At 62.3% G+C, this 26038-nt stretch carries 29 protein-coding genes and 1 pseudogene; 13 read left to right on the forward strand and 17 right to left on the reverse strand.

Annotated features, from left to right (window positions below; translation table 11 throughout):
- Positions 1-308 precede the first annotated feature (308 nt).
- Positions 309-2138, forward strand: coding sequence for a DUF882 domain-containing protein (locus HFC70_RS04010; protein WP_168471921.1), 1830 nt, complete (start codon positions 309-311; stop codon positions 2136-2138).
- Positions 2139-2258: 120 nt separating this feature from the next.
- Here the strand turns inward: HFC70_RS04010 and HFC70_RS04015 are convergent, their stop codons facing one another.
- The 3 genes from HFC70_RS04015 to HFC70_RS04025 all read right to left on the reverse strand — a co-directional run bounded on the left by HFC70_RS04015 (position 2259) and on the right by HFC70_RS04025 (position 3731).
- The gene (locus HFC70_RS04015) at positions 2259-2522 is read right to left on the reverse strand and encodes a DUF2312 domain-containing protein (RefSeq protein ID WP_168471922.1); all 264 of its coding nucleotides are present in this window, start codon (positions 2520-2522) and stop codon (positions 2259-2261) included.
- A gap of 93 nt (positions 2523-2615) precedes the next feature.
- Positions 2616-2921, reverse strand: a complete 306-nt coding sequence (locus tag HFC70_RS04020) for a DUF1244 domain-containing protein (RefSeq protein ID WP_168471923.1) — start codon at positions 2919-2921, stop codon at positions 2616-2618.
- Between the two features lie 15 nt (positions 2922-2936).
- Positions 2937-3731 (reverse strand): N-formylglutamate amidohydrolase, encoded by a 795-nt coding sequence (locus HFC70_RS04025; RefSeq protein ID WP_168471924.1) that lies wholly within the window; start codon positions 3729-3731, stop codon positions 2937-2939.
- Positions 3732-4013: 282 nt separating this feature from the next.
- Here HFC70_RS04025 and HFC70_RS04030 point away from each other — a divergent pair.
- A pseudogene (locus tag HFC70_RS04030) lies at positions 4014-4412 on the forward strand (DUF1036 domain-containing protein); the annotation flags it as partial.
- Positions 4412-5851: a pyruvate kinase gene (gene pyk / locus HFC70_RS04035; RefSeq protein ID WP_168471925.1), complete on the forward strand. Its 1440-nt coding sequence runs from the start codon at positions 4412-4414 to the stop codon at positions 5849-5851. The pseudogene HFC70_RS04030 and the gene pyk, both read left to right, overlap by 1 nt.
- A gap of 101 nt (positions 5852-5952) precedes the next feature.
- On the opposite strand, the gene HFC70_RS04040 is transcribed toward pyk, so the two are convergent.
- The 6 genes from HFC70_RS04040 to HFC70_RS04065 all read right to left on the reverse strand — a co-directional run bounded on the left by HFC70_RS04040 (position 5953) and on the right by HFC70_RS04065 (position 9864).
- The gene (locus tag HFC70_RS04040; protein WP_168471926.1) at positions 5953-6954 is read right to left on the reverse strand and encodes an alpha/beta fold hydrolase; all 1002 of its coding nucleotides are present in this window, start codon (positions 6952-6954) and stop codon (positions 5953-5955) included.
- A gap of 97 nt (positions 6955-7051) precedes the next feature.
- A complete protein-coding gene (locus HFC70_RS04045; protein ID WP_168471927.1) occupies positions 7052-7672 on the reverse strand; it encodes a hypothetical protein in 621 nt (206 codons plus the stop codon).
- Positions 7673-7794: 122 nt separating this feature from the next.
- Positions 7795-7920 carry a type B 50S ribosomal protein L36 gene (gene ykgO / locus HFC70_RS04050; RefSeq protein ID WP_168471928.1) on the reverse strand — a complete coding sequence of 42 codons (126 nt, stop codon included), beginning with the start codon at positions 7918-7920 and terminating at the stop codon, positions 7795-7797.
- Between the two features lie 169 nt (positions 7921-8089).
- Positions 8090-9145: a 5-(carboxyamino)imidazole ribonucleotide synthase gene (locus HFC70_RS04055; RefSeq protein WP_168471929.1), complete on the reverse strand. Its 1056-nt coding sequence runs from the start codon at positions 9143-9145 to the stop codon at positions 8090-8092.
- On the reverse strand, positions 9142-9642 hold the full coding sequence (gene purE / locus HFC70_RS04060; RefSeq protein ID WP_168471930.1) for a 5-(carboxyamino)imidazole ribonucleotide mutase: 501 nt from the start codon (positions 9640-9642) through the stop codon (positions 9142-9144). The genes HFC70_RS04055 and purE overlap by 4 nt, the downstream gene beginning before the upstream one ends.
- A gap of 18 nt (positions 9643-9660) precedes the next feature.
- Positions 9661-9864 (reverse strand): YdcH family protein, encoded by a 204-nt coding sequence (locus HFC70_RS04065; protein ID WP_168471931.1) that lies wholly within the window; start codon positions 9862-9864, stop codon positions 9661-9663.
- A 234-nt stretch (positions 9865-10098) separates the two neighbouring features.
- Between HFC70_RS04065 and HFC70_RS04070 the strand changes: the two genes are divergently transcribed.
- On the forward strand, positions 10099-10275 hold the full coding sequence (locus tag HFC70_RS04070; RefSeq protein ID WP_168471932.1) for a YdcH family protein: 177 nt from the start codon (positions 10099-10101) through the stop codon (positions 10273-10275).
- A 144-nt stretch (positions 10276-10419) separates the two neighbouring features.
- Here HFC70_RS04070 and HFC70_RS04075 read toward each other — a convergent pair whose 3' ends face one another.
- Positions 10420-10680: a helix-turn-helix transcriptional regulator gene (locus tag HFC70_RS04075; protein WP_168471933.1), complete on the reverse strand. Its 261-nt coding sequence runs from the start codon at positions 10678-10680 to the stop codon at positions 10420-10422.
- 90 nt (positions 10681-10770) lie between these two features.
- A complete protein-coding gene (locus HFC70_RS04080; RefSeq protein ID WP_168471934.1) occupies positions 10771-11535 on the reverse strand; it encodes a sulfite exporter TauE/SafE family protein in 765 nt (254 codons plus the stop codon).
- Positions 11536-11635: 100 nt separating this feature from the next.
- On the opposite strand from HFC70_RS04080, the gene HFC70_RS04085 reads away from it, so the two are divergent.
- The 7 genes from HFC70_RS04085 (at position 11636) to HFC70_RS04115 (ending at position 19719) form a co-directional block, all read left to right on the forward strand.
- On the forward strand, positions 11636-12289 hold the full coding sequence (locus HFC70_RS04085; RefSeq protein WP_168471935.1) for a thiamine phosphate synthase: 654 nt from the start codon (positions 11636-11638) through the stop codon (positions 12287-12289).
- 8 nt (positions 12290-12297) lie between these two features.
- Entirely contained in the window at positions 12298-13410 is a 1113-nt protein-coding gene (locus HFC70_RS04090; protein WP_168471936.1) for a tetratricopeptide repeat protein, read from the forward strand.
- 77 nt (positions 13411-13487) lie between these two features.
- Positions 13488-14759 (forward strand): DUF4010 domain-containing protein, encoded by a 1272-nt coding sequence (locus HFC70_RS04095; RefSeq protein ID WP_168471937.1) that lies wholly within the window; start codon positions 13488-13490, stop codon positions 14757-14759.
- Between the two features lie 150 nt (positions 14760-14909).
- Positions 14910-15710, forward strand: coding sequence for an inositol monophosphatase family protein (locus HFC70_RS04100; protein WP_168471938.1), 801 nt, complete (start codon positions 14910-14912; stop codon positions 15708-15710).
- A gap of 103 nt (positions 15711-15813) precedes the next feature.
- Positions 15814-16851, forward strand: a complete 1038-nt coding sequence (locus HFC70_RS04105; protein ID WP_168471939.1) for a flagellar motor protein MotA — start codon at positions 15814-15816, stop codon at positions 16849-16851.
- 3 nt (positions 16852-16854) lie between these two features.
- Entirely contained in the window at positions 16855-17886 is a 1032-nt protein-coding gene (locus HFC70_RS04110; protein ID WP_168471940.1) for a peptidoglycan -binding protein, read from the forward strand.
- A 189-nt stretch (positions 17887-18075) separates the two neighbouring features.
- Positions 18076-19719 carry an FAD-binding dehydrogenase gene (locus HFC70_RS04115; RefSeq protein WP_168471941.1) on the forward strand — a complete coding sequence of 548 codons (1644 nt, stop codon included), beginning with the start codon at positions 18076-18078 and terminating at the stop codon, positions 19717-19719.
- 10 nt (positions 19720-19729) lie between these two features.
- On the opposite strand, the gene HFC70_RS04120 is transcribed toward HFC70_RS04115, so the two are convergent.
- Complete coding sequence (locus HFC70_RS04120; protein ID WP_168471942.1) at positions 19730-21532, reverse strand: ABC transporter transmembrane domain-containing protein; 1803 nt, start codon at positions 21530-21532, stop codon at positions 19730-19732.
- Between the two features lie 189 nt (positions 21533-21721).
- Here HFC70_RS04120 and rpmE point away from each other — a divergent pair, with 189 nt between their 5' ends.
- Positions 21722-21943 carry a 50S ribosomal protein L31 gene (rpmE, locus tag HFC70_RS04125; protein WP_168471943.1) on the forward strand — a complete coding sequence of 74 codons (222 nt, stop codon included), beginning with the start codon at positions 21722-21724 and terminating at the stop codon, positions 21941-21943.
- A gap of 22 nt (positions 21944-21965) precedes the next feature.
- On the opposite strand, the gene HFC70_RS04130 is transcribed toward rpmE, so the two are convergent.
- From HFC70_RS04130 to HFC70_RS04145, 4 genes are all read right to left on the reverse strand, one after another.
- Complete coding sequence (locus tag HFC70_RS04130; RefSeq protein WP_168471944.1) at positions 21966-22127, reverse strand: hypothetical protein; 162 nt, start codon at positions 22125-22127, stop codon at positions 21966-21968.
- Between the two features lie 36 nt (positions 22128-22163).
- Entirely contained in the window at positions 22164-22679 is a 516-nt protein-coding gene (locus tag HFC70_RS04135; protein WP_168471945.1) for a DUF1465 family protein, read from the reverse strand.
- A 434-nt stretch (positions 22680-23113) separates the two neighbouring features.
- A complete protein-coding gene (locus HFC70_RS04140; protein ID WP_168471946.1) occupies positions 23114-23305 on the reverse strand; it encodes a DUF1192 domain-containing protein in 192 nt (63 codons plus the stop codon).
- On the reverse strand, positions 23302-24594 hold the full coding sequence (locus HFC70_RS04145; protein WP_168471947.1) for an MFS transporter: 1293 nt from the start codon (positions 24592-24594) through the stop codon (positions 23302-23304). Before HFC70_RS04145 ends, HFC70_RS04140 begins: the two co-directional genes overlap by 4 nt.
- A 175-nt stretch (positions 24595-24769) precedes the next feature.
- On the opposite strand from HFC70_RS04145, the gene HFC70_RS04150 reads away from it, so the two are divergent.
- Positions 24770-24925, forward strand: coding sequence for a hypothetical protein (locus HFC70_RS04150; protein ID WP_168471948.1), 156 nt, complete (start codon positions 24770-24772; stop codon positions 24923-24925).
- Between the two features lie 6 nt (positions 24926-24931).
- On the opposite strand, the gene HFC70_RS04155 is transcribed toward HFC70_RS04150, so the two are convergent.
- On the reverse strand, positions 24932-25843 hold the full coding sequence (locus HFC70_RS04155; RefSeq protein WP_168471949.1) for a PhzF family phenazine biosynthesis protein: 912 nt from the start codon (positions 25841-25843) through the stop codon (positions 24932-24934).
- Positions 25844-26038 lie beyond the last annotated feature (195 nt).

Consider the following 26038-nt stretch of genomic DNA (forward strand, 5'->3'; position numbering starts at 1 on the left):
CTCCCGCCAAACCGCCTCTTGCAGAAAAAAGTTTTCCCCAACCGATTGTTAACCCTGGGGTAAGGATGATTTATTACCTCTGGTAAATCACTTGTTAGACATTGGTTCACTATATATGAATCGATGTCGACGGTGTGGCAGTTTTGCCATGTAGTTACCGCATTTGACATTCATTTGGGACGATGTGGGACGTTGTCTTTCGGACGGGGATTGGTTTGCGGATATCTCGTGCAATTGTAGAGCCTTCCGGGCATGATCGGCTTTGCCGGCAGTCCGCAAGAGGATCGGCCGCTTCGCGGTTCGTCTTCATGGCTCTGGTGCTGTTGGCGATCGGCGTATCCGCGTTGTTCGGTTCGGCGTCGCAGGCTGCTGCCGAGACACGCACTCTCAAAATCCATTTCGTCCATACCGGCGAAAAGGCGGCGATCACCTTCAAGCGCAACGGACGCTACGACGCCAACGGCCTGAAGCAGCTCAACAACATCGTCCGGGACTGGCGGCGCAACCAGCCGACCAAGATGGATCCGCGCCTGTTTGACCTGGTCTGGGAAGTCTACAAGCGGGCTGGCGCCAGCGGTTATATCAATGTCGTCTCGGGTTATCGCTCGCCCGAAACCAATTCCATGCTGCGGTCGCGGTCCAAGGGTGTTGCCAAGGAAAGCCAGCATATGCGCGGCACGGCAATGGACTTCTACATTCCGGGCGTACCCTTGAAGACCCTGCGCGAACTCGGCATCAAGATGCAGGCCGGCGGCGTCGGCTATTATCCCAATTCCGGTTCGCCTTTCGTGCATATGGATGTCGCCGGCGTGCGCGCCTGGCCCCGTATGTCGCGCGGCGAGCTTTCCCGTCTGTTTCCCGATGGCAAGACGGTCCATATTCCTTCCGACGGAAAGCCCCTTCCGGGCTACCAGCAGGCGATGGCTGAATACAAGCAGCGCCTGAGTTCAAAGCAACAGATCCTGATTGCGGACTCCAAAGAGCCGACCAAGCGCAAGAACCTTTTGGCCATGCTGTTTGGCGGTGGGGACGAGGACGAGGAAGAAGACGTCGTCGTGCCGGCCGAGCGTCCCGCCATCGCCAAGCCTGTGGTAACTGCTGAGCAGCCCGTGCTTGTGGCGTCCGCGGTGCCGCCGCCAGAGCCGTCGCCGGCTGAAGCTTCTGCCGATCCGTCGATCGTTGCGCCCGTGCCGTTGTCGCGTCCGGCCTTCCGTCCGCAGACGGGCAACGAGAGCCTGGCTGTCGCACTTTATTCGCCGAACCGCAGTGCCGCCGAGGATGCCTTGCAGAAGGTGGCCACGCCGCAGCCGCCCGAAATCGCTGCCGCGGTCGATCCCGAGCAGGCTGCGGACGAGGGCTTTGCCGACCTGCAGACCTACAAGATTCCCGTGCCCACCCTACTTGGCCAGCGCGGCATGAAGGGCGATGCCGAAACCTATATCCTGACTGCATCCGTGGCGCCGGGTTCACTGCCGCCCGTCGAGGATGGTGCCGCCGGTATTCCCATCCCGGCTGGCCGTCCGGCCCTTGCCGATGCGCTGGCTGCGACCTCCGAGGTGACACCGCAGTCCGAGCCGATGTCCGTGGAACAGGCTATTCTCTCTCCGGAGGCCGCCCGTGCGCTGGAACAGAGCCAGAGCCAGATGCCGCCGCGTCCGCCGGCCGAGCCTGAGGAAACGGCGGTTACCACTCCGGTTCCGACCCCGATCCCGGCACCGTCCAAGCCGATCGCCACGGTTGCGGCCGTTCCCGTCGCCAAGCCGCGGGCAACCGAAGTGGCCGCCATCGCGCCGGCCAAGCCTTCCACGCGCACGGTTGATTTCGGCGATGTGTTCGACGAGCCGAAACCTGTCGATACAAGCGTCGAGGCCGGCCTGCCGGCCAAGGGCGGCCGTCCAAGCTTGACCGAAGCCGAAGCCGCGCACCGGGCCATGACCGGCGGCACGAAGCTGACGGGCAACATGCTGTCGCAATGGGCCTTGAACAAGGAACGCGTCGGCACGGTGGCCAAGGCCGGCAAGGCGCCGCGCATCGTCAGCCGTTCGCTGAGTGCTGAGCCTGCCGCCGTCTATCCAGTCGGCTTCTCCAGCGGCCCCGCACCGATCGATCCGGGCCGTTTTGGCGCTGCCAAGCCCTGATCAATGCCGGCGAATGGATCAGACCTTCGCCTTTGCCATCTCCAGATACAGAAAAACCCACTGCCGCCGGCAGTGGGTTTTTTCATGCCTGTCCTTACCATTGAGGAAAGGAAGTTCGGCTTATTCCTCGGGCGGGGATTCGATCATGCCGAGGGCGTGCAGATAGGTGTCGAGGATCAGATCCTCTTCCATGCGCTCCTGAGCGTCCTTCTTGCGCAGGGCGATGACCTTTTTCAGGATCTTGGTGTCGAAGCCGGTGCCCTTGGCTTCGCCATAGACGTCCTTGATGTCGTCGGCGATGGTCTTCTTTTCTTCTTCCAGTCGTTCGATGCGCTCTACAAAAGCGCGGAGTTGGTCACGGGCGACGCCATGAGCATCAGACATCTGAATCTCCTATTGTTGGGAAACGGTGTTTTCGGTGAGGCGTGACCTGCCGCGAAGCGGGCGTCGCGTCAAGCCCCATTGCCGGATTTGCGATTATTCGTGGGGTCGGCTCGCCTCGAATGCGGTTTTCTGGACGTCGGACGCCTCGCTCTGGTGGAGCGTCTTCCAGTCCTCGTAGGGCATGCCGTAGACCATGGTGCGGGCTTCGTCCTTGGATATTGCGACGCCGGCGTCTTTGGCGGCGTCCTGATACCAATTGGACAGGCAATTGCGGCAAAATCCCGCCAGGTTCATCAGATCGATATTCTGTACATCGCTGCGCTCGCGCAGATGCCCCAGAAGGCGGCGAAAGGCGGCGGCCTCGAATTCGATCTGCTGCTGGTCGGTGGGTAGGGTCATGGTACTGTCCTGTCGTCAGCCGGCATAGGGACCGGTGCGGGAAGGGTGGATCTCGTAGGCATGCAGGGCAGGATCGGCATTCAGCGCTTCGAAGATCGGTGCAAGACGCTCGGCCCAGGCGGCAATGCCGGCATCGTCGGCAATCAGGTCCTGACGGACTTCCAAAAGCGCGTGCGGGATACCCGTCACCATGCAGTGGCGGTACATCGTATCGCCTTTCAGCGCGCCGTCATAGGGTTCGTTGTCGCCGACCAGAATGTCGCCGGCGGCCCGTAGTCCAGACAGCAGCGGCCTCACGGCCCGTTCGTCACTATCCCACAGCACGGCTGCATGCCAGGGCCGTGGCACGCCTTTCCAGGCCGGGGTGTAGGAATGCAGCGACAGCACCAGCGGCGCCTTGCCGGACTGCTCTGCCGCCGCGTCGATCGTGCGGGCGACGGCGTGATGGTAGGGCCGGTGGAAGGTTTCGACGCGGCTATTCCATTCCTCGGTGCTGATCGGGTGGTTGCCGGAAATGATCGCCCCGTCGGAGATCTTCATGATCAGGGTCGGATCGTCCTCACCACGGTTTGGATCGATCAGCAGGCGCGAGAAGCAGCCGAGAACGGCGGGTACGCCAAGTTTGTCCGCCAAGTTCCGGGTCAGGCCCTCTATGCCGATATCGTAGGCGATGTGACGGGAAAATGCCGTGTCCGGCAGACCGAGCCGGCCGTACCGCTCCGGCAGGCGGTTCATGGCGTGATCGGCCAGCAGCACCAAACCCTTGTCATGATCGCCTGGGATAATCTCGAAAGGGATGAATTCGTGCATCGGATATTCGGCCGCCCCTGCATATTGTCACGCTTGATGGCATGGGGCGGTGGCGAGTGCAAGATTTGGCTGTCGCCACCATTGTGCCAAACTCGCGGCGGAAGATTTGCCTTGGAATTATAATCGATTAGAGTTGCGTTGACATTCTTGCCCCATCGTCGCAAGAAAGCAGCACTGAAGAAAAATGGAGTTCCGTCGGAAACCGTGCCGAATCGAAATACACTCTCTTCCGTTGTCAGGTTCCGGCGCTACTCGCGCCATTTGCTGTTCGCTGGCCTTTTCGCTCTTCCCTTCATGGCGGCTGGGTCCGCGCATGCCGAATTCCGGGTGTGCAACGGAACGCAGAACCTGGTTGGCGTGGCGATCGGCTACCGGTCTGCCGAAGGCTGGATCAGTGAAGGCTGGTGGCAGGTACCTGCGACCACCTGCGCCACGCTGATCGAAGGCGAGCTGCAGTCCCGCTACTATTATCTCTACGCCGAGGATGCCGCCCGCGGCGGTCGCTGGACCGGTGGCGTCAACATGTGCGTGGCTGAAAACGAATTCAAGATTGTCGGTGTCCAGGACTGCTTCACGCGCGGCTATCAGCAGATGGGATTCAAGGAATACGACACCGGCCGACAGGGAAGCTGGATGGTTCAGCTTTCCGATACCCCAGGCACCCAGGAAGGCCAGAACTGATGAAGCGCAACCGTAAAGTAAAAATCCTGGCGACGCTCGGCCCCGCTTCGTCCGACGAAGCAATGATCCGCAAGCTGCACGAGGCCGGCGCCGATCTTTTCCGCATCAACATGAGCCATGCCAGCCATGACGGAATGCGCGACCTGATCAAGCGCATTCGCGCCGTGGAAGCGGAATGCGGCCGTCCGATCGGCATTCTCGCCGACCTTCAGGGACCGAAACTGCGCGTCGGCAAGTTTGCCAATACGACGGTCGAACTGGTGCCCGGGCAGACCTTTACCCTCGACGACAATGAAGCGCTCGGCGACAACACGCGCGTCTTCCTGCCGCATCCGGAAATTCTCCAGTCGGTCAAGCCTGGCCACCGCCTGCTGATCGACGACGGCAAGCTGCATCTGCGTGCCGAGAAGTGCGACGGCAAGACGATCGTCTGCACGGTGGTCTCCGGCACGAAAATCTCCGACCGCAAGGGCGTCAGCCTGCCCGACACGCTTCTGACCTCCGGCGCTTTGACGCCAAAGGACTGGGCCGACCTCGATGCGGTTCTGGCCACCAATGAAGTCGACTGGGTTGCGCTGTCCTTCATCCAGCGTCCCGAAGACCTGGCCGATGTGCGCAAAGTGGCGCGCGGCCGCGTCGGCCTGATGTCGAAGATCGAGAAGCCGCAGGCGATCGAGCGGATCGATGAGATCATCGAATTGTCCGATGCTCTGATGGTGGCCCGTGGCGACCTTGGCGTCGAAATGCCGCTGGAAGCGGTTCCGGGCCTGCAAAAGCAGCTTATCCGCGCCTGTCGGCGTGCCGGCAAGCCGGTCGTCGTGGCGACCCAGATGCTGGAATCGATGATCACCTCACCGGTGCCGACCCGCGCCGAAGTGTCCGACGTCGCGACCGCCGTCTTCGAAGGCGCCGATGCGATCATGCTGTCGGCCGAATCGGCGTCTGGCCAGTATCCGGTCGAGGCCGTGGCGACCATGGCTTCGATCGCCTATACGATCGAGCGCGAGCCCCATTATCCCGGCATCATCTACGCCCAGCGCCCGCAGCCGGAAGCAACCGGCGCCGACGCGATCTCCCTGGCGGCCCGCCAGATTGCCGAGACGCTGAAGCTGACCTCGATCGTCTGCTACACCTCGTCGGGCAATACCGGCCTGCGCGCCTCGCGCGAACGCCCTGAGGTGCCGATCATCGCGCTCTCGCCGATCATCGAAACGGCACGGCGCCTGTCGATCGTTTGGGGCCTGCACTGCGTGGTTTCCAGCGAACCGACGGATCTGGACGACATGGTCAACCGTGCCTGCCGCATCGTTGCGTCGGAAGGCTTCGGCAAGCCGGGCGACCGGATCATCATTTCGGCCGGTGTGCCGCTCGGGACGCCAGGTGCGACCAACATGCTGCGCATCGCCTATATCGGCTCGGACGGCCTCAGCGGCGTCTGAAGACGCCTGCTCCGCTTTCCGTCATTGTCCGCCAATCCACAACCGCCGCACTTTCTGCGGCGGTTTTTTGTTGGCCAGCGAGGCGTGGGACGAGCAGGCTGCTATTGCGCCTGCTGCCGCAGGCGGATCTCCAGGGTGCGGGCCATGGCCTGTAGATCCCGGTCCCGGCCAGCGATCTTCTCCAGGGCAGCCACGGCGATATCGGTCGCGATATAGTCCGGCTTGTGGCCGAGGCCGCGGATCCAGACGAGTTCCGAGCCGGCAATATCGCGCTCCAGGCCGCGCGAATGGATCTCTTCCAGCACGACATCGTCGCTGTCGCCGGTGATGATTACCGTCGGTGCTGCGATTTCCCGATAACGCGGTGCCATGCGGGTGACATAGGCGTGGAGCCCTGCCACATCGAGGGCATTGTTGCGGAAGCTCTCCGGCCTCAGAACGAGCGCCGGGCCTGTCTTGTCGATATAGTCGGCCGGTGCCGGGTTCGGTCCGAAAACCGAGCCAATGGCCGCCTCCAGCCGCATGAGGCCGGCCGGCATGGCAAGGGTGCGGGCAAAGAGCGGGCCGATCACCGGCGTTGACGTGACGTCGTAGTACCAGTCGACGCCGCCCGGCCAGGGATGGGTGGCCGGCGCCAGGAAGAGCAGGCCGGCGGTCTTTTCCGGGTAGAGCACGGCAAAGCTCGCGGCAATCGACGCGCCGAAGGAATGGCCAATGATGATGGCGCGGTCTATTCCCTTCTTGTCCATCAGCCGGGCGATCGCTGCTGCCTGGCCGTCTGGCGTGGCGTTTTCCGGGCCGCCACGCTCCGAATAGCCGTGGCCCGGCCGGTCGACGAAGACCAATTCAGCCCGTCCCTCCAGGCTATCACGAAAGGCGGTTGCCTGGTCGCGAAGATTGCCGCTGGCGCCGTGGATGAAGACGAGCGGCGGCAGATCGGCTTGGTCGCCAGCCGGAATATGCAGGGCATTCATCCGCATGCCGCCGATATCGGTCAGTTCGCCGATATTGGGATACCGGCTTTCGATCTTGCGGCTCTGGATGCTGGAAAACACGCCGGCGCAACCGATCAGCGCTGCGATGGCGAGGAGGGGGAAGAGCATCAGGCGATACCGTTGCGAGAGTTTGGGCGCTTTGAAATGGGAAGCTGGCAGGGGATAACCTCCGGGTTCCATGGGAGGGACACCGGACGGTTCGGCGTCAGGTCCGGTTGCCGGCAAGTTTTTCAGAGAGTTTGGTCACGGTTTCCTGCGCCTCGCGATCGGCAGGGTAGACGTTCAGATAACGCTCCCAGGCCTTCAACGCCATCTCGTCGCGCCCCGATTCGGCAAGAATCGAGGCAAGGCCGGCCAGCGCGCCGAAATGGCGCGGCTCCAGGGTCAGGACATGATTGATGTCGGCCATCGATTTGCGGTAGCTGCCCATGGTGTAATGCAGCGTCGCCCGGCGGTTCCAGGCCTCGGCAAAGGCCGGATCCAGCACGATGGCCTGATCGAGAAAATCAAGGGCGGCGGCGTTGCGCTTCTCGCTGATGGCCTCGTTGGCCCATTGCATCAGAAGATTGACCGTAGCGCTGCCCGAATCGCCCCAGGCCGTCATGATATTGCTGGCAATACTCTGGGCGGTCTCGGGATCGCGGGCGCGGCGAAGATCCGTCAGCAGGCTGTCGATCGGTTTGTCGGCAGGGTTTGCGTCCGGCGCGATGCTGGCCTGTTCGGCCGCGTCCTGGGCATAGGCTATGTTCCAGACGCCGGAGGCGCTGACGGGCGGAAAGCCGAACGAGACGGTGAGTGCAAGGAAAGCCAAATGAAAATAGCGCATGCACGTAAAGTAACGCGCCTGCGCCATGTTTCAAATCAAATTATGCGCGATCAACACAATGTCAGTGAGTGGGCTTTCGATTGCTCGCCAACCCCTCACGCGCACAAAGTCCAATTCCGGTATCAGCCCTGACGAGCCTTGAAACGCGGGTTGGACTTGTTGATGATGTATACGCGACCCTTGCGGCGAACCAGACGGTTGTCGCGATGACGGGCCTTCAGCGCTTTCAGCGAATTCTTGATCTTCATTTTTCTGATCCGCACGGTTGCCGGGGAATTCTGTTATTCCGCCAGTGTCTTTAACATTCAAAAGCGCGCCGCGGGGCGCGCTCCTTCAGGGTTGGTGGCAAATACCCCGATGCCCCCTCTGTGTCAACCGGCGCCGGGCCTTTTCGGCCGATCCACCGGGTTTTTCCTGCTATTTCAACTCCGTGACGTGGCCCATCTTGCGGCCGGGGCGGGCTTCGGACTTGCCGTAGAGATGAACCAGAACATTGCTGCGCGACAGCCAGGCCGGCACGGCATCGATATCGTCGCCGATCAGATTGGTCATCACACAGTCGGAATGGCGGAGCGGATCGCCGAGCGGCAGGCCGGCAATCGCCCGGATATGCTGCTCGAACTGCGAGACGATGCAGGCGGCTTCGGTCCAGTGGCCGGAATTGTGAACGCGCGGGGCGATCTCGTTGGCAATCAGCGCGCCATCCGGCAGGACGAAGAACTCGATGCCGACCACGCCGACATAGTCGAGCGCCGTGAGCAGCCTGGCGGCGGCGTCACGGGCGGTGGTTGCCGTGGCCGGACTGATTCGGGCCGGCACGGTGGAGGTGTCGAGAATGCCGTCGCGGTGCACATTCTCGGCCGGATCGTAGCAGGCAATGGCGCCATCGGGGTCGCGGGCGGCGATGATCGAGATTTCCCGCTCGAAGGCGACGAAGCTTTCGAGAATCAGCGGAACGCCGCCGAGCGCCGCAAAGCCGCCCTCCGGCCGGTCCTGCGGGCCGCGAAAGACGCGCTGGCCTTTGCCGTCATAACCCATGCGCCGGGTCTTCAGCACGCCCTTGCCTGCAAAATCGGCGAGGGCTGCTTCAAGATCGGCCTGGCTGTCGACGGCGTGGAAGCGGGCCGTCTCGATGCCGCAGCCGTTCAGGAAACGCTTTTCCGTCAGCCGGTCCTGCGCCACCTGCAGGGCCTTCGGCGGCGGAAAGACCGTGACATTGCGGGCCAGCATTTCGGCCGCCTCGACGGGCACGTTCTCGAATTCATAGGTGACGACGTCGCACAGCGCCGCCAGTTCGCCAAGCGCGACCGGGTCGCTGTATTCGGCGACGATCTGGCGGTCGGCCAGTTGCGCTGCCGGGCTGTCGGCCTGGGGTTCCAGAATCACGGTGCGGAAGTTCAGTCGTGCTGCAGCCATTGCCAGCATGCGGCCGAGCTGGCCGCCGCCGATGATGCCGATGGTCCGGACGGTCATGGGGCCTCGTCTATGGGATAGTCCGCAACACTTGCGGTCTGGCGGGCGCGCCAGTCGTCGAGACGACCGGCGAGGTCATCGTCGGACAGAGCGAGCACGGCTGCGGCCAGCAGGGCGGCATTGATGGCGCCGGCCTTGCCGATCGCCAGCGTTCCGACCGGAATGCCGGCCGGCATCTGCACGATGGAAAGCAGGCTGTCCTGGCCGGACATGGTTTTCGACTGCACGGGCACGCCGAAGACGGGAAGGGGCGTCATGGCCGCCGTCATGCCGGGCAGGTGGGCTGCGCCGCCGGCACCGGCAATGATGACCTTGAACCCTTCGTCACGCGCCTGGCGGGCGAATTCGAACATGCGTTCGGGCGTGCGATGGGCCGAGACGATGCGGGCCTCGTAGCTGACATCCAGGGCATCGAGGGTATCTGCGGCATTCTTCATGGTTTCCCAATCCGATTGGCTACCCATGATGATGGCCACCGGTGGACGCTCGTCATGCATGCTGTTGCCTCCCACGCGTCAGGCGATGATATCGGGAATGATCTGGTCCTCAAGTTTGGTCAACTTGTCCTTGATCGCCAATTTCTTCTTCTTCATCCGCTGGATCCGCAATGCATCGCAGCCGGTATCGATCATGGCATTGATCGCCACGTCGTAATCCTCATGCTCCTGGCGAAGCCGTGCGAGCTGAAGCCTTGCATCCGCCTGTTCCTGATCCGGCATCGTCCTGTCCCCATTATCGCGTTCCCGCATCTTTTCTTGAGATGCATACTGGATTCGCGCAAGCTCCTATCACCAAACAGCGGTAACGGGAAGTTATCCCTAATCTTGAAATTGCCTTGTTCATACCTGGTTTTCGCCTTCGACAAAGTCCCCAGTTCGTGTCACATTACTTTCGCAAACCCTGAAACTCCAGCGATGGATTGCTGGAGGTAGGCAAAAGGAAGGACGTATCAAATGACCATACAGGCTCATCTTGAATCGCTTGCAAAGAAGCACGGAGCTCTTGAGGAAAAGCTCCATACCGCTCTTGCCTCTCCCTCCGTCGATGACAAGGAAATTCTCGAAATCAAGCGTCTCAAGCTGCGCATCAAGGACGAAATGGAACGCCTGCGGTCTTCCACGCGCCATTAAGGCGTAGCGCCGCGAGGACATCGCGGCCATCGTGTTCGCGGCATGTGCTGCCGCCCAAGACAATTCAGCAAGGCCGGCGTTCGCTATATCGGCCACAGATTGAACCCCGGAAGCCAGAGCGGCTTTCGGGGTTTTTGTTTGGGTTCAAGACCAGAACTGGTCGAGCCACAGATTGAGCTTGTCGAAGCCGTGGGCATTCACGGAGTAGATCCGCCGCGTGCCCTTGGAGGTGACGGTCACCAGGTTGCAGTCGAGCAGGGCTTTGAGATGCTGGGAGACCGCCGGACGGCTGATCGGCAGACCCTTGGCGAGGTCGTTGACGGTGCGCGGCGCGCGCCGCAATTCCTCCAGCAGGTAGCGCCGGTTCGGGTCGGCTATTGCGGTAAAGGGGTCCGTGTTCGACATGAAGACCAAGCTACGGCATGCGGGCTCTCGCGGCAAGCGTGTATTGCAGCGCAGCGAACCGAAACAGCCCTATTTGCAAGGGGTCGAGGTCTAAAAGCCTGATCCGTCCCAGAGCAGCTTGAGGGCGGCCAGGAAGGCCATCGCATACATCAGCGGATAGAAGGTCTGCGGCTTCATCAGCCGGACAAGACGGGCGCCGGCCAGCGTCGAGACCAGGGCCACGGGCAGTAGGAAGGCCGACAGCGTCAGGTTGGCGGCGTCCAACTCGCCAAGGGCGAAGTAGGGCACCACTTTCACGGTGTTCATGATGGCGAAGAAGCGCACGCTGGTGCCGGTATAGGTGCGCGGATCGAGCTTCAAAGGTAGGACATAGATCTGGAAAGGCGGCCCGCCGGCATGGGCGACAAAACTGCCATAGCCCGACAGCGTGCTCCAGAGACCGGCGGCGAGCGGCCGCTGCGGCTTCGGCGGCGTTTGTATTTTGGAGTTCGGCCCGTAGGTGTCATAGACATAGCGGGCGACGAAGACGATCGTCACCGTGCCCAAGACCAGGCGCATGGCATTGGCGGAAATATAGGTGGATGTGGCCCAACCGAGCGCAATGCCGACAATTGCGCCGGGCAGCATCAGCACCAGCGTCTTGCGGTCGTTGTGATGGCGCCAGGCCCACAGCGCCACGGCATCCATGACCAGCAGGATCGGCAAGAAGATGGCGGCCGCCTGCATCGGCGGCACGACCATGGCGAGGATCGGCACGCCAAGCAGCGCCAGCGCGCCGCCCAGCCCCCCCTTGGAAAGGCCAACAAGAGCGACTGCCGGGATGGCAGCGTAAAAAAACTGGATGTCCGGGAGCATTTGTTTCAGTTGATCCTTTCGCAAGACCGGTCTATCGGAATTGATCGCCCAAAACGAGTGGTTTTCGCTCGCAAGCAAAACCGATGAAACGGAATATGCCATGACCCGTCCCGAGAGCCGCTGCCGCCTCGTCCTGATCGTGCCGGACTTTGCCGATGACGCGACCGGTGTCCGTATCCTCGCCGATGCCTTGAAGGGCGGAGATGTCGCGTCCGTCATCATCCCGCAATACGGGTCTGGCGACGATGCCTTCCAGGCGCGTGTCGAAGCGCTGGTGCCGGAAATCCAGGCGGCGAATGCGGCCGCCATCGTCGTCGACAACAGCCGTGTCGCCGGCCGGGCCAAGGCCGATGGCCTGCATCTGACCGGCAGCGCCGAGGAACTTGCCGAGGCGGTCGAGAAATTTTCGCCGAAGATGATCATTGGCGCCGGCCGCGCCATGGAACGCCATGTGGCGCTCGAGGTCGGCGAAGCCAATCCGGACTACGTGTTTTTCGGCAAGCTGGATGGCGATATCAAGCCCGAAGCCCATTCGAAGAATGTCGATCTGGGCGAATGGTGGGCTTCGATGGTGTCCATCCCTTGCATCGTCATGGGCGGCAGCGATCCGGCGTCTGTCCTGACGGTTGCCGAGTCCGGCGCGGAATTCGTGGCGCTTCGCCGCGCGGTGTTCGACGATCCGGCCATGGCGGCCACCATCATTGCACAGGTAAATGCAATGCTTGACGAAAAAGCGCCACGGTTTGGCGCTTGAAGGTCTTCATGCCGAAAAGCCGTACCCTATCGCGATCCATCCTGACCGCCCTGTTGACCGCCTATCTTGCGGGTTCCGGAACCCTTGCCCTTGCCCAGGAAGAGCCGGCCCTCGACATCGGCAAAGCGGATACGACGGAGCGTGTCGTGCGGCCGCCGGAGACGCTGGACAAGACCTCGAAGATCGATGCCAAAGGGGCTGAGGCCACCGAGCCGTCGTCCGGCATCACGCTGTTTGAACGCATGGGTGCGCCCTTGCCGGCCCTGCCGCCGGAAACGGAATACAAGGGGCCGGTCGATGACGCCTTCGGCGCCTACCAGCGCGGCCTGTTCACGACGGCGCTCGACAAGGCCCTGCCGCGTGCGCAATTAGGCGACGCGTCGGCCCAGACGCTGATTGCCGAGATGATGTCGCGCGGTCTCGGCACCAAGCGCGATCCGAAGACGGCGGCCTTCTGGTATGGCCAGGCGGCGGCCGGCGGCGATCCGGCGGCGATGTTCAAATATGCGCTTCTGCTGATGGAAGGCCGCGATGTCGAACGCGACAAGGTCAAGGCCGACGAATACATGAAGAAGGCGGCGGATGCCGGCAACAGTTCCGCCCAGTTCAATTGGGCGCAGACGCTGGTTGCCGACAATCCCGGCGAGAAGGGCCTGAAACTGGCCCTGCCTTACTATGAAAAATCTGCCGAGCAGGGCGTGGCCGATTCCCAATATGCGGTGGCTCAGGTCTATAACGCCCTTGCCGATATTTCGGCCGAGAAGAAAGCCGCAGCACGAGTCTGGCTGGCGCGCGCCGCCAAGGCGGGTTTCGACACCGCCCAGCTCGATATCGGCCTCTGGCTGGTCAATGGCATCGGCGGCGATCGCGATTATGACCAGGGATTCAACTGGCTGAGAATCGCCGCCAACCGCGGCAACGTGGTGGCGCAGAACCGGCTGGCGCATCTCTATATCAACGCGCTCGGCACCCGGCCGGACCCGGTGGAAGCGGCGAAATGGTATGTGCTGTCGCGACGGGCCGGCCTGAAGGATCCTCTGCTTGAGGACCATTATCTCGGGTTGACAGAAGAGCAGCAGAAAAAGGCCATAGACGGGGCCAACAAGTTCCGCACCGGCTGAGCACGATCGCCGACCGATCACGTGGCATTGCTGATGGGGTGGCCTGCCGTTGTTGCGCGGACCAGGGGTTGGGTTTGATGGACGAATTCGAACTGTTTCAGCGCATGGGTCTGGCCGTTGCCATCGGTGCCTCGGTCGGGGTGGAGCGCCATTGGCGCGAGCGGGACGAGGGCGAGGGCCAGCGCACCGCCGGTATCCGGACCTTTACCCTGATCGGCATGATGGGCGGCGCGGCCGGCCTGATCGAACGCAGCATCGCCACGGATTCGGCCTATTCCGGCGTCGTGCTGTCCGGTTTCCTCCTGGCGCTGACCCTTGTCATGGCGATCTTTGGGCTGCGCCAGGCGATTGCCGAGCAAAGCTATAGCGTGACCTCAGTCGTCACGGCGATGCTGACTTTTGCGCTCGGTGCGCTGGCCGTTCTCGGCGACATGGCCATCGCTTCGGCGGGCGGTGTCGTGCTGGTGGCTATCCTGGCCAGCCGGGAATTCCTGCATGCGGCGATCCGCCGGCTGCAATGGGCGGAACTGCGTTCGGCGATCATCCTTCTGGCCATGACATTCGTGTTGTTGCCGATCGTACCGACCGAGCCGCTCGGTCCGTTCGGCGGCGTCTCTCCGTCGAGCATCCTGCTTTTGGCGCTGATGTTGGGCTCGATCTCCTTTGCCGGCTACGTGGCCGTGCGGCTGCTTGGGCCGTCGCGCGGCGATATCGTGGCCGGTGCGATCGGCGGACTGGTGTCCTCGACCGGCACGACGGTGGCCTTTGCCCGGCGCTCGAAGGCCGGCGAGGCGGCACAGACGCTGGCATCGGGGGCGATTGCGGCGGGGGCCGTGTCGATGGCGCGAACCGCCATGGTCGTCGTCTCGCTTGCCGCTGTGCTTTTGCCCAGTCTGCTGGCGCCGCTGTTGACCGGTGCCGCCGTGATGGCGCTGTACGGCCTGGTGCTGGCCTGGCGGCATGTGCCCGAACCGGCCCAGGGCTCGCCTGCCAATCCGTTCGAGCTCTGGGCGGTCACGAAAATGGCGGCGCTCCTGGTTCTGGTGGCATTCGCCGCTCGGGCTGCAACCCAATATTTCGGCAGTGCCGGCCTGATTGTAGCATCGGCACTCTCCGGCTTGGCCGACGTCGACGCGGCGACGGTCACCGTGACCGGCATGCTGGGCTCGCTTGAGCCGGGGCTTGCGGCGCGGGCCATCGGCGTTGCCGTGCTGTCGAACCTGGCTGCCAAGGCGCTTTACGCATCGCTCATCGGATCGCGTCCCTTTGCGCTGCATGTCTGGGTTTCGTCGCTTCTGGCGGGTGGTGCCGGGCTGGCCGTCTTCATGGTGCTATTGCCCTCGGTTTGAGGCTCCGAACCCAAGCCTCTGGCGCATGCCCCTTGAATTCCGGCGATTTTTATGGTCTTGAACCCGCCAACCGATCGCCGCATACCGCAGCCTTGCCATCGATGGCGCTGTCAGCCGGCCCGATGCCGCCAATTCAAGGAATAAATCAACATGGCTCGCTCTGCCCTTCTCAATGTCATGGTCCAGGCCGCGATCAAGGCCGGAAAGTCGCTGTCGCGCGATTTCGGCGAGGTGCAGAACCTGCAGGTTTCCGTCAAGGGACCGAGCGATTTCGTCTCCCAGGCCGATATCAAAGCCGAGAAGATCGTACGCGACGAGCTGATGAAGGCGCGGCCGACCTATGGTTTCCTCGGCGAGGAAAGCGAAGAGTTCAAGGGCACGGATGGCGCGCATCGCTGGATCGTCGATCCGCTCGACGGCACCACCAATTTCCTGCATGGCATTCCGCAGTTTGCCGTGTCGATCGCGCTGGAGCGCAACGGCGAGATCGTTGCCGGCGTGATCTTCAATCCGGCAACCGACGAACTCTACACGGCCGAGCGCGGCGGCGGCGCCTTCATGAATGATCGCCGTATCCGGGTTGCCGCCCGCAAGGTGCTGTCGGATTGCGTGGTGGCCTGCGGGGTTCCGCATCTCGGCCGCGGCAATCACGGCAAGTTCCTGGTGGAACTGCGCCATGTGATGAACGAGGTCGCCGGCGTGCGCCGCATGGGTGCGGCAGCGCTCGATCTGGCCTATGTCGCGGCCGGCCGTTTCGACGGTTTCTGGGAAGTCGAGCTTTCGCCCTGGGACATCGCTGCCGGCATCCTGCTGATCCGCGAAGCAGGCGGCTTCGTCGGTGATATGTCCGGCGGCACGGATATGTTCGGGTCGCGCAGCATCGTGGCCGGCAACGAATATATCCACAAGGCGCTTACCGAGGTCATCAACCGACCCGTTCCAAAAGCATAACTTCTTTTTTCGTCAGAGACTTGCCGTGGCCGGCTTTTCTCTTCAATTCGTCGTAATTATCCACTAGCCTCCGGCGGCGAGATTCCCGGAGGCGCAGGACGATATGGCGAAAGTGAAACTGGCGGACTTGGAAGCAACAGAGGCTGACGCCGGCGCCTACGGCAACAAGCTTTCAAGCCCAATGCCATTCTTCTCGACGATGCTGATCTTCCTGATCATCGTCGGGTTCATCGCTGCCATTCTCTTCCGGCAGGCGCAAACCGCATTCATGACCAATCCGGGGCTGAACGGCCTGATCCTCGGCGTTCTGGCAGTCGGCATCATTCTGGTTTTCAACCATGTGCTCGGCCTCATCCCCGAAGTGCGCTGGTTCAATTCCTTCCGGGCCGCCGGCAATGCGGAGAAGGTCGGCCGCGATCCGCGTCTGCTGGCGCCCATGCGGGCGCTGATCGGCAATCGCCGCTCGGTGGCGATCTCGACCGCGGCCCTGCGCTCGATCCTTGATTCGATTGCCACGCGTCTCGACGAATCGCGTGACACCTCGCGTTATCTGATCGGCCTTCTGGTCTTTCTCGGCCTGCTCGGCACCTTCTGGGGCCTGCTCGGCACGATCGGCTCGATCAGTGACGTCATCCAGTCGCTCGATCCGAGCTCCGGCGACAGCAACGACATTCTGCAGGCGCTGAAATCGGGTCTGGCCGGTCCGCTTGAGGGCATGGGTACGGCGTTCTCGTCCTCGCTGCTCGGTCTGTCCGGATCGCTGATCCTCGGTTTTCTCGATCTGCAGGCCGGCAGAGCGCAGAACCGCTTCTATACAGAGCTGGAAAACTGGCTGTCGTCGGTGACCGATGTCGGCTCCGACATGGTACAGGTCAGCGAACCCGGTGCAACGATCGCCGCCGAAGACCTGAACCGGCTGATCGAACAGCTGACGCGGATCGCCGACCAGCCCGCAGCCAAAGGCAACGACAGGTCGGTCACGGCCATCGCCGGGCTTGCCGAAGGCATTCAGGGGCTCGTCAAGAACATGCGCAACGAGCAGCAGATGCTGCGTGACTGGATCGAGGCGCAGCAGGAAGACGCCCGCGCCATGCGCAAGACCCTGGACCGGCTCAACGACAAGATCGGCGGGAGCAAGTAACCGATGGCCCTGGGGCGCAATCGCCGCGGAGATCGCGGGGTCGATTATTGGCCGGGTTTCGTGGACGCCCTGTCCACGTTGCTGCTGGCCATCATGTTCCTGCTCACGGTTTTTGTGCTGGCGCAGTTCATTCTCAGCCGCGAGATTTCCGGCAAGGATGAGGTTCTCAATCGTCTCAACAGCCAGATCGCCGAGCTTACCCAGCTCCTGGCGCTGGAAAAGAGCGGCAAGCAGGATCTGGAAGATACGCTTGCCTCGCTGCAGTCGTCGCTGTCTGTGTCCGAGGACGAGCGGACGCGGCTGCAGGCACTGCTCGACTCAGGCGCCGGCTCGGCCGACAGTTCGCGGGCGCAGATCGGTGCGCTGACCGACAAGCTCCAGCAGGAGCAACAGGTGAGCGGCCGGGCGCTCAGCCAGATCGAGCTTCTGAACCAGCAGATCGCAGCCCTTCGCGCGCAGATCGCCGCCGTCGAAGAGGCTTTGCAGGCATCCGAGGCGAAAGATCAGAATTCCCAGGCCAAGATCGCCGATCTTGGCCGTCGCCTGAACGTCGCTCTGGCGCAGAGGGTGCAGGAACTGAACCGTTATCGCTCCGACTTCTTCGGCCGGCTGAGGGAAATCCTGTCGGACCGGGAGAATATCCGCATTGTCGGCGACCGCTTCGTGTTTCAATCGGAAGTGTTGTTCCCTTCCGGCGGCAACGAGCTCAACCCTGAGGGCCAGGTCGAGATGGCAAAGCTCGCCACCGCCCTGCTTGATCTTGCCAAGGAGATTCCAGCCGAAATCAACTGGGTGCTGCGCGTCGACGGACATACCGACAATGTCCAGCTGTCCGGTTCCGGCCGCTATGCCGACAACTGGGAGCTTTCGGCGGCACGCGCCATTTCGGTCGTCAAGTTCCTGATTTCCAAGGGCGTGCCTTCGGAGCGGCTGGTGGCGGCAGGGTTTGGCGAATACCAGCCGATTGCCGAGGGCGACACACCCGAGGCGCGCAATCAGAACCGGCGAATCGAGTTGAAACTGACGGAGCGGTAACGCTCGGGATCAGGTCTCGCGTTGACGGCGGGCGACCCTTGGTGTCGGGTACAACTTCCAGGTTGGCGAATTCCCGTAAAAGTTTGTCACTTGGGATCGATTGCGCCGAACGGGCGCCTCTCGGGGGTTGCGGATATTTTACGTTCTCGTAAGAGTAAGTTATCGCACCTTGTGGGCGGAGGCTTGCGGATGGATTTTGACGTATTGGTGATTGGGGCCGGCCTTGCCGGCCTGGTCGCGGCGGCGGAGGCAGCCGACCGTGGCCTGCGGATCTGTGTGCTCGACCAGGAGGGGGAGCAGAATCTCGGCGGACAGGCCTTCTGGTCGCTGGGGGGACTGTTTTTTGTCGACAGTCCCGAGCAGCGGCGATTGGGCATCCGAGACAGTGTCGAGCTGGCCCGACAGGACTGGCAGGGATCTGCCGGTTTCGACCGGGCCGAGGATTACTGGCCGCGCCAATGGGCCGAGGCTTACCTGGAATTTGCCGCCGGCGAAAAGCGCGACTGGCTGAAAAGCCAGGGGATGGGCTGGTTTCCGGTTGTCGGCTGGGCGGAGCGCGGCGGCTCGTTTGCCGATGGCCATGGCAACTCCGTGCCGCGCTTCCACATCACCTGGGGCACGGGGCCAGCCGTGCTGGCGCCTTTCGTCAGGCGCGTGCGCGCCGCCGAAGAGCAGGGGCTTGTTTCGTTTCGGTTCCGCCATCAGGTGGACCAGTTGATCCTTACCAATGGCGTCGTCTGCGGCGCCCGGGGCACCGTTTTGAAACCGGATGCTGTGGCGCGCGGCGCGGCAAGCTCGCGATTGTCGGTGGGCGAGTTTGAGATCAGTGCCAGCGCTGTCATCGTCACCTCCGGCGGCATCGGCGGCAATCACGATCTGGTGCGCAAGAGCTGGCCGGTGGACCGTCTCGGTGCTCCACCGAAAAGCATGGTGAGCGGTGTTCCCCAACATGTCGACGGGCGCATGCTGGCGATTTCGCAGCGGGCCGGCGGCGAGGTGATCAATGGCGACCGGATGTGGCACTATACTGAAGGTGTGCGCAACTTCGATCCGATCTGGCCAAACCACGGCATCCGTATCCTGCCAGGACCCTCGTCCTTCTGGTGCGATGCCGATGGCAATCGGTTTGCAGCTCCAGCACTGCCCGGTTTCGACACGATGGCGACCTTGAAGGCGATCCGCGACAGCGGTGCCGACTACAGCTGGTTCATCCTCAACAAGGCGATCATCAAGAAGGAGTTCGCCCTGTCAGGCTCGGAGCAGAATCCGGATCTGACGGACAAGAACATCCGGTTGCTCATGAAGCGGCTCGGCAGCAATCCGCCGGGTCCTGTGCAGGCCTTCATGGACAAAGGCGAGGATTTCGTCGTGCGGGAGACGCTGGAGGATCTGGTCGTCGCGATGAACGAGATCAGCGGCGAACACCGGATCGGCATCCGTCATCTGCGACGACAGATCGAGGCACGCGATCGCGCCATGGAGAACAGTTTCAGCAAGGATGCGCAGATCACCGCCATCCGCGGCGCGCGAGCCTATGTCGGCGACCGGCTGATGCGGACCGCCAAGCCGCATATGCTGCTCGACCCGAAATTCGGACCGCTGATCGCCGTGCGCCTGCATATCCTGACACGCAAGACGCTGGGCGGACTGCACACCGACCTCAAGGCGCGAGTGCTGGACGGCCGCAACCAGCCGGTTCCGGGCCTTTATGCCGCCGGCGAAGTGGCGGGTTTCGGCGGTGGCGGCATGCATGGCTATAACGCTCTGGAGGGCACGTTCCTCGGCGGTTGCCTGTTTTCCGGCCGGATCGCCGGTCGCTCCGTCACGAATTGATTTGTGTCGCTTATTTCGCGGCGGCCAGAAACTCCTGGGCGCCGCTTTCGAACTGCAGCCTTGCCAGCTTGGCATAAAGGCCACCGTGCTGGATCAGGCTCTGGTGGGTTCCCTGCTCGACGATCCGGCCATCATCCAGCACCAGAATGCGATCGGCCTTCAGCACGGTCGCCAGCCGGTGGGCGATGACGATCGTGGTCCGGCTCTTCATCAAGCCGTCGAGCGCCTTCTGCACCAGGGTTTCGCTTTCGGCGTCAAGCGCCGAGGTTGCCTCGTCGAGCAGCAATACGGGGGCATTGCGCAGGATGGCGCGGGCAATGGCGATGCGCTGCCGCTGGCCGCCGGACAGGGTTATGCCGCGTTCGCCGACGGCGGTGTCGTAGCCGTTTTCCAGCCTTGCAATGAATTCGTCGGCCTGGGCGGCGACAGCTGCGGCCTTGACGTCGTCGCGTGTCGCACCCGGCGTGCCGAAGGCGATGTTGTCGTGGATGGCGGCGGCAAAGATCGTGACATCCTGGGGCACGATGGCCAGCCGTGACCGCAGCGCCTCCGGCGTGACCGTGCGGATGTCGATATCATCGAGCTTCACCGTGCCGCTGACCGGGTCGTAGAAGCGCAGCACAAGCGAAAAGATCGTGCTCTTGCCAGCCCCGGACGGACCGACGATCGCGATGGTTTCGCCACTGTCGGCCTTGAAGCTCAAGCCTTTCAGGGCCGAGCGGGAGGAATGGGACGGATAGGCGAAGTGAACGTCGGAGAATTCGACAATGCCCTTGGCAGGCGTCGGCAGGGCGACCGGAGCGGCCGGCGCGGCAATGGCCGAAACTTCCTGGAGAAGCTCCGTCAGCCGTTCGGCGGCGCCGCCGGCCTGCGCCAGTTCACCCCAGACTTCCGACAACTGGCCGAGCGAACTGCCGGCAATCACCGAATAAAGCACGAACTGCCCAAGCGTTCCGGCTGAAATCGTGCCGGACAGCACGCCCTGCGCGCCATACCACAACACGGCGGCAATGCTGCCGAAGACGAGGATGATGGCAAAGCCGGTCAAGAGGGCGCGGGATTTCACCGCGGCTTTTGCGGCCTGGTAGGCCTCCTCGACGGCATCGCCATAACGGGCGGCGGCCACGGCTTCACCGTTGAAGGCCTGAACCGTGCGGGCGGCACCGATGGTCTCGCCGGCAAAGGCGGAGGCGAGCGCCAGCGTGTCCTGCGCGGCACGTGACCTTTTGCGCACCGAGCGGCCGAAGGCGACGAGCGGGAAGACGATGATCGGGATGGCGGCCAGCACCAGCACAGACAGGCCGGGGCTGGTGTAGATCATCATGACCATGGCGCCGAGGCACATGATGGTGTTGCGTAGCGCTACCGAAGCCGTAGCGCCGACCGCGGATTTGATTTGGGTGGCGTCGGCGGTCAGCCGCGAGACGATTTCGCCGGACTGGTTGACGTCGAAGAAGGCCGGCGACAGCCGCGTCACATGGGCGAAGACCTCGCGGCGGATATCGGACACGATGCGCTCGCCGATCGAGATCACGTAATAATACCGCATGGCGCTGGCAATCGCCATGACGACCGCCAGCACGATCAGCATGGCAAAATACTTGTTGATGAAGGCGCTGTCGGTGGCGGCAAAGCCGTGGTCGATCATGCGGCGCACGGCCAGCGGCAGGGCAAGCGTGGTTGCTGCCGCCAGGGTCAGAAAGAACAGAGCGGCGAGAACCATGCCGCGATAGCGCAGCAGGTAAGGCCAGAGGCGGGCGAGGGGGCGTAGATTCCGGCGGTTTTTCTGCTGGACATCGACAGTATCTGACACGGGTGCTTTCTCCCCCCATCACGCCATCGTCTTGACGTCTGGGTACTTGTTATCTTTGCGACCTTGATGTATAGGCTCCCAATCGAATTGGGAAGCCGTAGCCTGATCAGACTGCGGCTTCATTTATTGAATAGGGTCACTAGACGCAATTGCGGCAAATGGACCCTCCGGCACAGCAGGAAGATCGTTATGAAGGCTAGCATTCATCCCGACTATCACATGATCAAGGTGGTCATGACCGACGGCACCGAATATGAAACGTTCTCCACCTGGGGTTCGGAAGGCGCTGTCATGAACCTTGAAATCGACTCCAAGTCGCATCCGGCCTGGACCGGCGGCAATCAGCAGCTTATGGACCGCGGCGGCCGTCTTTCCAAGTTCAACAAGCGTTTCGGCGGCCTCGGCCTCTAATCGCTCGTCGGATTACCGCATTTCAAGAGCCCGGCAGTGCCGGGCTTTTTTGCGTTGATCGGAGCGTCGATACTTCAAGTTCAGGCTCGGCTTTTTCAGGCTTGGCTTTGGTCACCATGAAAAACCCGGCATTGCGCGGGGCAAAGCCGGGTTGAATGAAAGCATCTGTCTCGATTTGAGGCATCAGCCCGGCGTTGCCGCCGGGGCGCTCGTCAAAGGATCAGTTGGTGCCGAAGGCCGTGCGCAGCAGGTTGAGCTGGGCCTGAACGCTGTTTTCGTTGTCGGGAACGATGGCAGCTTCGCTTGGGCGATAGATCTCACGGTCCAGAATGGCGATGCGGTTCTGCAGGCGCAACGAGCGCTCGACCAGATCGCGGAAGGCTTCCGGCAGATCGAGCCAGCCCGGCGCCGAACGGTCGACGTTGAAGCCATCGAGGCGGACCTTGCTCTTCTCGGAGATAACCTGTTCGCGGCTCATTTCGCCATTGTTGACGGCGCGCTGCAGCAGCAACCACGAGGCCATCTGCATCAGGCGGGTGGTCAGGCGCATGGATTCGGCTGCGTAAAGCACGGAGGCCATACGCGGTAGAACCTTGGCAGCCGAGCGGCCCGGTCCGTCGAGATAGGCGGCGGTTTCTTCGACCAGGCCCATGCCTTCAGCATAGGTCGCCTTGAATTGCGACGATGCGGCGGCACGTCCGGCAAAGCTGACTGTATTCAATCCAAGTTCCGACATTGACATGATCCCTGCCTTACGCATCACTTACTTCAGGTATGACAGCGTGTCCGGGGAGCCGGCTGCCGTCTGATTGGCCTAACGATGATACCAATACCCGAAATGCGCAAGCCGTTTCTTAAAGAAGGGTTAATTCCCACAGTTTTGAGTTAGGATTGTGGCAGAAACAAAAAAAGAGCCGCAAATGCGGCTCTCAAGGTAAAACAGGGAGAAAAATCAGACCAATTCGCCAAGCGGTGAAACTGCCTGAATCCAGAAGCTCCGGATGACTATACAATCCCACATGACGCTTAATTTTGGGTTAACCGACTGAATAAACGGCAACGCCCACGTCCCGTTATCGAATACCACTGCCCATTTTGAAATAATACTTGGCATGAGAAGGCTAGCTGACATGCGGCCTTCGGCCGACTCAGGGTCTGCGGCGCCCGTCTTTACGACTTGAAAAAGCTCTCGGCCGCCTGCCGGCCCGCCGTCTTTCTGGTGCGTTCGGCTTCAAGGCGCTCGATTTCCTCGCGCAGCAGGGCGATTCGGCTCGTCAATTCGTCTGCCGACAGCAAGGAAAGATCGCAACCCAGTTCGTGGCCCGCGGGCTTCTTCGGGCGGTCTTCGTCGAGAAAGCTCATGCCTTGGCCTCCTTCATGGCGTCGTCGTGAGGGCTTGCGGATCCGTCCAACGGTGCGGCACGCGGATCGAGCGACAGGCTCTCAGGCGTGCTCATCGGCGATGTGGATACCGGAATGGACGAGAAACTGCCGCGTTCGGCGGCCGGGATCGCGGCTCTGAGCCGGCTGCGGAACAGCGCGTATGCGCACAGCAGGATATGCGCGCTCGCCGTCACGGCAAAGAGCGCATAGGGTCCGAGATGGGTCATGACAGGGCCGCCGAGCGTCGGGCCGATGATGGTGCCGATACCGAACAGCAGCAGTAGTCCGCCCGATACTTTGACGAAATCGCCGGTATCGGCAAAGTCGTTGGCATGGGCGACGGCAATCGGATAGAGCGCGTTGGAGGTTGCCCCGTAAAAGGCGACAAGGGCGATCAGCACGATCGGATTGTGCGGCTGGAAGACCACGATCAGCAGGGCCGCAAGGGCCGCCGCGAGGCCGATGCCGGCCAGCACAAAGCGGCGGTCGGTCACATCGGACAGCTTGCCGGCTGGAAACTGCATGGCGGCGCCAGCAAAGATCGTCAGGCTCATCATCAGGGCGATCGTCGTACCCGACATGCCGGCCCTGGCGCCGAACACGGCGCCGAGCGTGCCGTAGGCGCCGTTGGCGATGCCGATCAGCAGGATGCCGACGAAGGACACCGGCGAGTTGCGGTAGAGCCGGGGCAGGTCGAGCTTGACGGATTTCAACGGTTGCGGCGAGGCAGCGGTCGACAGCGTCGTCGGCAGCATGGCCAGGCAATAGAAGATGCCGCAGAACATGAAGAGAATAGGCGTCGAGACATCGCCGAACGGCACCAGCATCTGGCCGCCGACCACGCCGAACAGGGTGATCGAGATATAGAACGAGAAGATCGTGCCGCGGCTTTCGTTGGTGGCCCGCTCGTTCAGCCAGCTTTCGATGATCATCGATGTACCGGCGGTGCAGAAGCCGGTCAGGGCGCGAAGCGCCACCCACCAATACTGGTCGACCACCACGCCGGTGGTCAGGGCGACGATGGCGATCACCGAGATGAAGGTGGAGAACGCCCTGACATGACCGACGCGCATGACGAGTTTCGGAGCAAAGAAACAGCCCAGCACGAAGCCCGAAGCCCAGGACGTGCCGAGCAAGCCGAGGATCTCGTTGGAATAGCCTTCCGCCGAACCTCGAACCGGCAGCAGCAGCCCATGCAGGCCGTTGCCGAGAAAGAGGAAGAGGGTTCCAAGCAGCAGGGAGAGGACAGGAAATAGATTTCTTCTCATGATCCCGTGTCGCGTGTGTTTGCCGAAAAAGCAAGGGCGGGTAAGCTGCAACGTCACCGTTCATCGAAAAGCTTGCGCAGCGGCGGGTCTGGCGATAACGCCATGGTGGACAATGTTGGAAAGGGAAAGTGTCTTCCCTATGGCATTGTTCCCTTTGCTTCATCAAGGATATGCAATGACCAAGGTGATTTCCGGGTTTCTCATCCTGGCCATGGCCATCCAGATCATCAGGCCGCTCGGCCTGCCGGGCCTGAAGAAGCGCAGCGACTTCTGGAAAATCGCGGTGATCGCCTTCGTGATCTGGTCGGTGACGCTGCTGATCCGCCCCTGACGCCGTTCAGACGTCCAGGGTTCCGCGCAGGACTTCGACGCTGGCGCCGCTGATAACGACCCGTGTCACCACGCCACCGGTCTTGCTGACACGGATGCCGATCTCGCTGCGGCGCTTCATCTCGACGCCCTGCTCAATCCTGAAATCCGTTTCCAGGTCGTCCTCGCCGGCAAGCGTCGCGAGATAGGCGCCAAGGGCCGCCGAGGCGCTCCCCGTCGCCGGATCTTCCGGGACATTGTCGAAGGGCGCAAACATCCGGGCGCGCAGGTGATTGCCGCCCTGGCGGGTATAGAGGAACAGCGCGCAGTCGCAGTTTTCGTGGGCATAGCGCTGGACGGCCTCTTCAAGGGCGGCAATGTCGGGCTTGGAGCGGCCGAGCGCTTCGAGAGACGCGACTTCCGCGACGATGAATTTCAGCCCAACCGAAACGAAGACCGGCGCATGGCGGGCCGTTTCGATGTCGGGACCGGCGAGGGTGGCGCAGCGCGCCAGGAGGGCGGTATCGACCGTGCTGCCGATGCTCAAGGGCTGCGGCGCGACGATGGCGGCGCTGACGGCCCTGCCGTCCTGGCGCTGCACCTCGACCTCGACGAGGCCGGCCTTTTCTTCAAAGACCAGCCGCTCGCCCGGCGCCTTGCCGAACACTTGAGGCATATTGGCGAGCACGAAGGCCGTGCCGACATTCGGATGGCCGGCGAAGGGCACTTCGGTGACGGGGGTGAAGATGCGCACCTGAGCGGTATGGGCCGGATCCTGCGGCGGCAGGACGAAGGTGGTCTCCGAATAGCCGAATTCGGCGGCGACCGCCTGCATGCGATCGTCGCTCATGCCGGTGGCATCAAGGATGACGGCAAGCGGATTGCCGGCAAAGCGCTCGTTGGTGAAGACATCGACGGTGACAAAGGCATAGGTCGTCATAAGAAGGCGCTCCGATGGTCGCTTGAGATTTGGCCTTAGCTAAATCGGCCGGCGGTCGTGGCGGAACCCCCAAACTTGTCGCCGAGACAATTACGGTTGCCCGGACACGCAAAAACCCGACTGCTGGGGCGCAGCCGGGCGTGATGTCTCAGGTCGATCGATAAGAGGACTCAGGCGAGATTTTCCGACTTGCCG

Origin of the sequence: Agrobacterium sp. a22-2 (assembly GCF_012276985.1) — a bacterium.
Lineage (GTDB): Bacteria > Pseudomonadota > Alphaproteobacteria > Rhizobiales > Rhizobiaceae > Allorhizobium.

What these genes read in the sequence shown, in the direction of transcription:
- HFC70_RS04025 (WP_168471924.1), bottom strand. Translation starts at nt 3,731, where the DNA reads ATGCACGAATTCATCCCTTTCGAGATTATCCCAGGCGATCATGACAAG.
- HFC70_RS04075 (WP_168471933.1), bottom strand. Translation starts at nt 10,680, where the DNA reads ATGTCGAACACGGACCCCTTTACCGCAATAGCCGACCCGAACCGGCGC.
- HFC70_RS04090 (WP_168471936.1), top strand. Translation starts at nt 12,298, where the DNA reads ATGCCGAAAAGCCGTACCCTATCGCGATCCATCCTGACCGCCCTGTTG.
- HFC70_RS04150 (WP_168471948.1), top strand. Translation starts at nt 24,770, where the DNA reads ATGACCAAGGTGATTTCCGGGTTTCTCATCCTGGCCATGGCCATCCAG.
- HFC70_RS04055 (WP_168471929.1), bottom strand. Translation starts at nt 9,145, where the DNA reads ATGACCGTCCGGACCATCGGCATCATCGGCGGCGGCCAGCTCGGCCGC.
- purE (WP_168471930.1), bottom strand. Translation starts at nt 9,642, where the DNA reads ATGCATGACGAGCGTCCACCGGTGGCCATCATCATGGGTAGCCAATCG.
- ykgO (WP_168471928.1), bottom strand. Translation starts at nt 7,920, where the DNA reads ATGAAGATCAAGAATTCGCTGAAAGCGCTGAAGGCCCGTCATCGCGAC.
- HFC70_RS04080 (WP_168471934.1), bottom strand. Translation starts at nt 11,535, where the DNA reads ATGCTCCCGGACATCCAGTTTTTTTACGCTGCCATCCCGGCAGTCGCT.
- HFC70_RS04010 (WP_168471921.1), top strand. Translation starts at nt 309, where the DNA reads ATGGCTCTGGTGCTGTTGGCGATCGGCGTATCCGCGTTGTTCGGTTCG.
- HFC70_RS04040 (WP_168471926.1), bottom strand. Translation starts at nt 6,954, where the DNA reads ATGCTCTTCCCCCTCCTCGCCATCGCAGCGCTGATCGGTTGCGCCGGC.
- HFC70_RS04015 (WP_168471922.1), bottom strand. Translation starts at nt 2,522, where the DNA reads ATGTCTGATGCTCATGGCGTCGCCCGTGACCAACTCCGCGCTTTTGTA.
- HFC70_RS04085 (WP_168471935.1), top strand. Translation starts at nt 11,636, where the DNA reads ATGACCCGTCCCGAGAGCCGCTGCCGCCTCGTCCTGATCGTGCCGGAC.
- HFC70_RS04095 (WP_168471937.1), top strand. Translation starts at nt 13,488, where the DNA reads ATGGACGAATTCGAACTGTTTCAGCGCATGGGTCTGGCCGTTGCCATC.
- HFC70_RS04145 (WP_168471947.1), bottom strand. Translation starts at nt 24,594, where the DNA reads ATGAGAAGAAATCTATTTCCTGTCCTCTCCCTGCTGCTTGGAACCCTC.
- rpmE (WP_168471943.1), top strand. Translation starts at nt 21,722, where the DNA reads ATGAAGGCTAGCATTCATCCCGACTATCACATGATCAAGGTGGTCATG.
- HFC70_RS04115 (WP_168471941.1), top strand. Translation starts at nt 18,076, where the DNA reads ATGGATTTTGACGTATTGGTGATTGGGGCCGGCCTTGCCGGCCTGGTC.
- HFC70_RS04110 (WP_168471940.1), top strand. Translation starts at nt 16,855, where the DNA reads ATGGCCCTGGGGCGCAATCGCCGCGGAGATCGCGGGGTCGATTATTGG.
- HFC70_RS04100 (WP_168471938.1), top strand. Translation starts at nt 14,910, where the DNA reads ATGGCTCGCTCTGCCCTTCTCAATGTCATGGTCCAGGCCGCGATCAAG.
- pyk (WP_168471925.1), top strand. Translation starts at nt 4,412, where the DNA reads ATGAAGCGCAACCGTAAAGTAAAAATCCTGGCGACGCTCGGCCCCGCT.
- HFC70_RS04135 (WP_168471945.1), bottom strand. Translation starts at nt 22,679, where the DNA reads ATGTCGGAACTTGGATTGAATACAGTCAGCTTTGCCGGACGTGCCGCC.
- HFC70_RS04105 (WP_168471939.1), top strand. Translation starts at nt 15,814, where the DNA reads ATGGCGAAAGTGAAACTGGCGGACTTGGAAGCAACAGAGGCTGACGCC.
- HFC70_RS04020 (WP_168471923.1), bottom strand. Translation starts at nt 2,921, where the DNA reads ATGACCCTACCCACCGACCAGCAGCAGATCGAATTCGAGGCCGCCGCC.
- HFC70_RS04155 (WP_168471949.1), bottom strand. Translation starts at nt 25,843, where the DNA reads ATGACGACCTATGCCTTTGTCACCGTCGATGTCTTCACCAACGAGCGC.
- HFC70_RS04045 (WP_168471927.1), bottom strand. Translation starts at nt 7,672, where the DNA reads ATGCGCTATTTTCATTTGGCTTTCCTTGCACTCACCGTCTCGTTCGGC.
- HFC70_RS04140 (WP_168471946.1), bottom strand. Translation starts at nt 23,305, where the DNA reads ATGAGCTTTCTCGACGAAGACCGCCCGAAGAAGCCCGCGGGCCACGAA.
- HFC70_RS04130 (WP_168471944.1), bottom strand. Translation starts at nt 22,127, where the DNA reads ATGCCTCAAATCGAGACAGATGCTTTCATTCAACCCGGCTTTGCCCCG.
- HFC70_RS04070 (WP_168471932.1), top strand. Translation starts at nt 10,099, where the DNA reads ATGACCATACAGGCTCATCTTGAATCGCTTGCAAAGAAGCACGGAGCT.
- HFC70_RS04065 (WP_168471931.1), bottom strand. Translation starts at nt 9,864, where the DNA reads ATGCCGGATCAGGAACAGGCGGATGCAAGGCTTCAGCTCGCACGGCTT.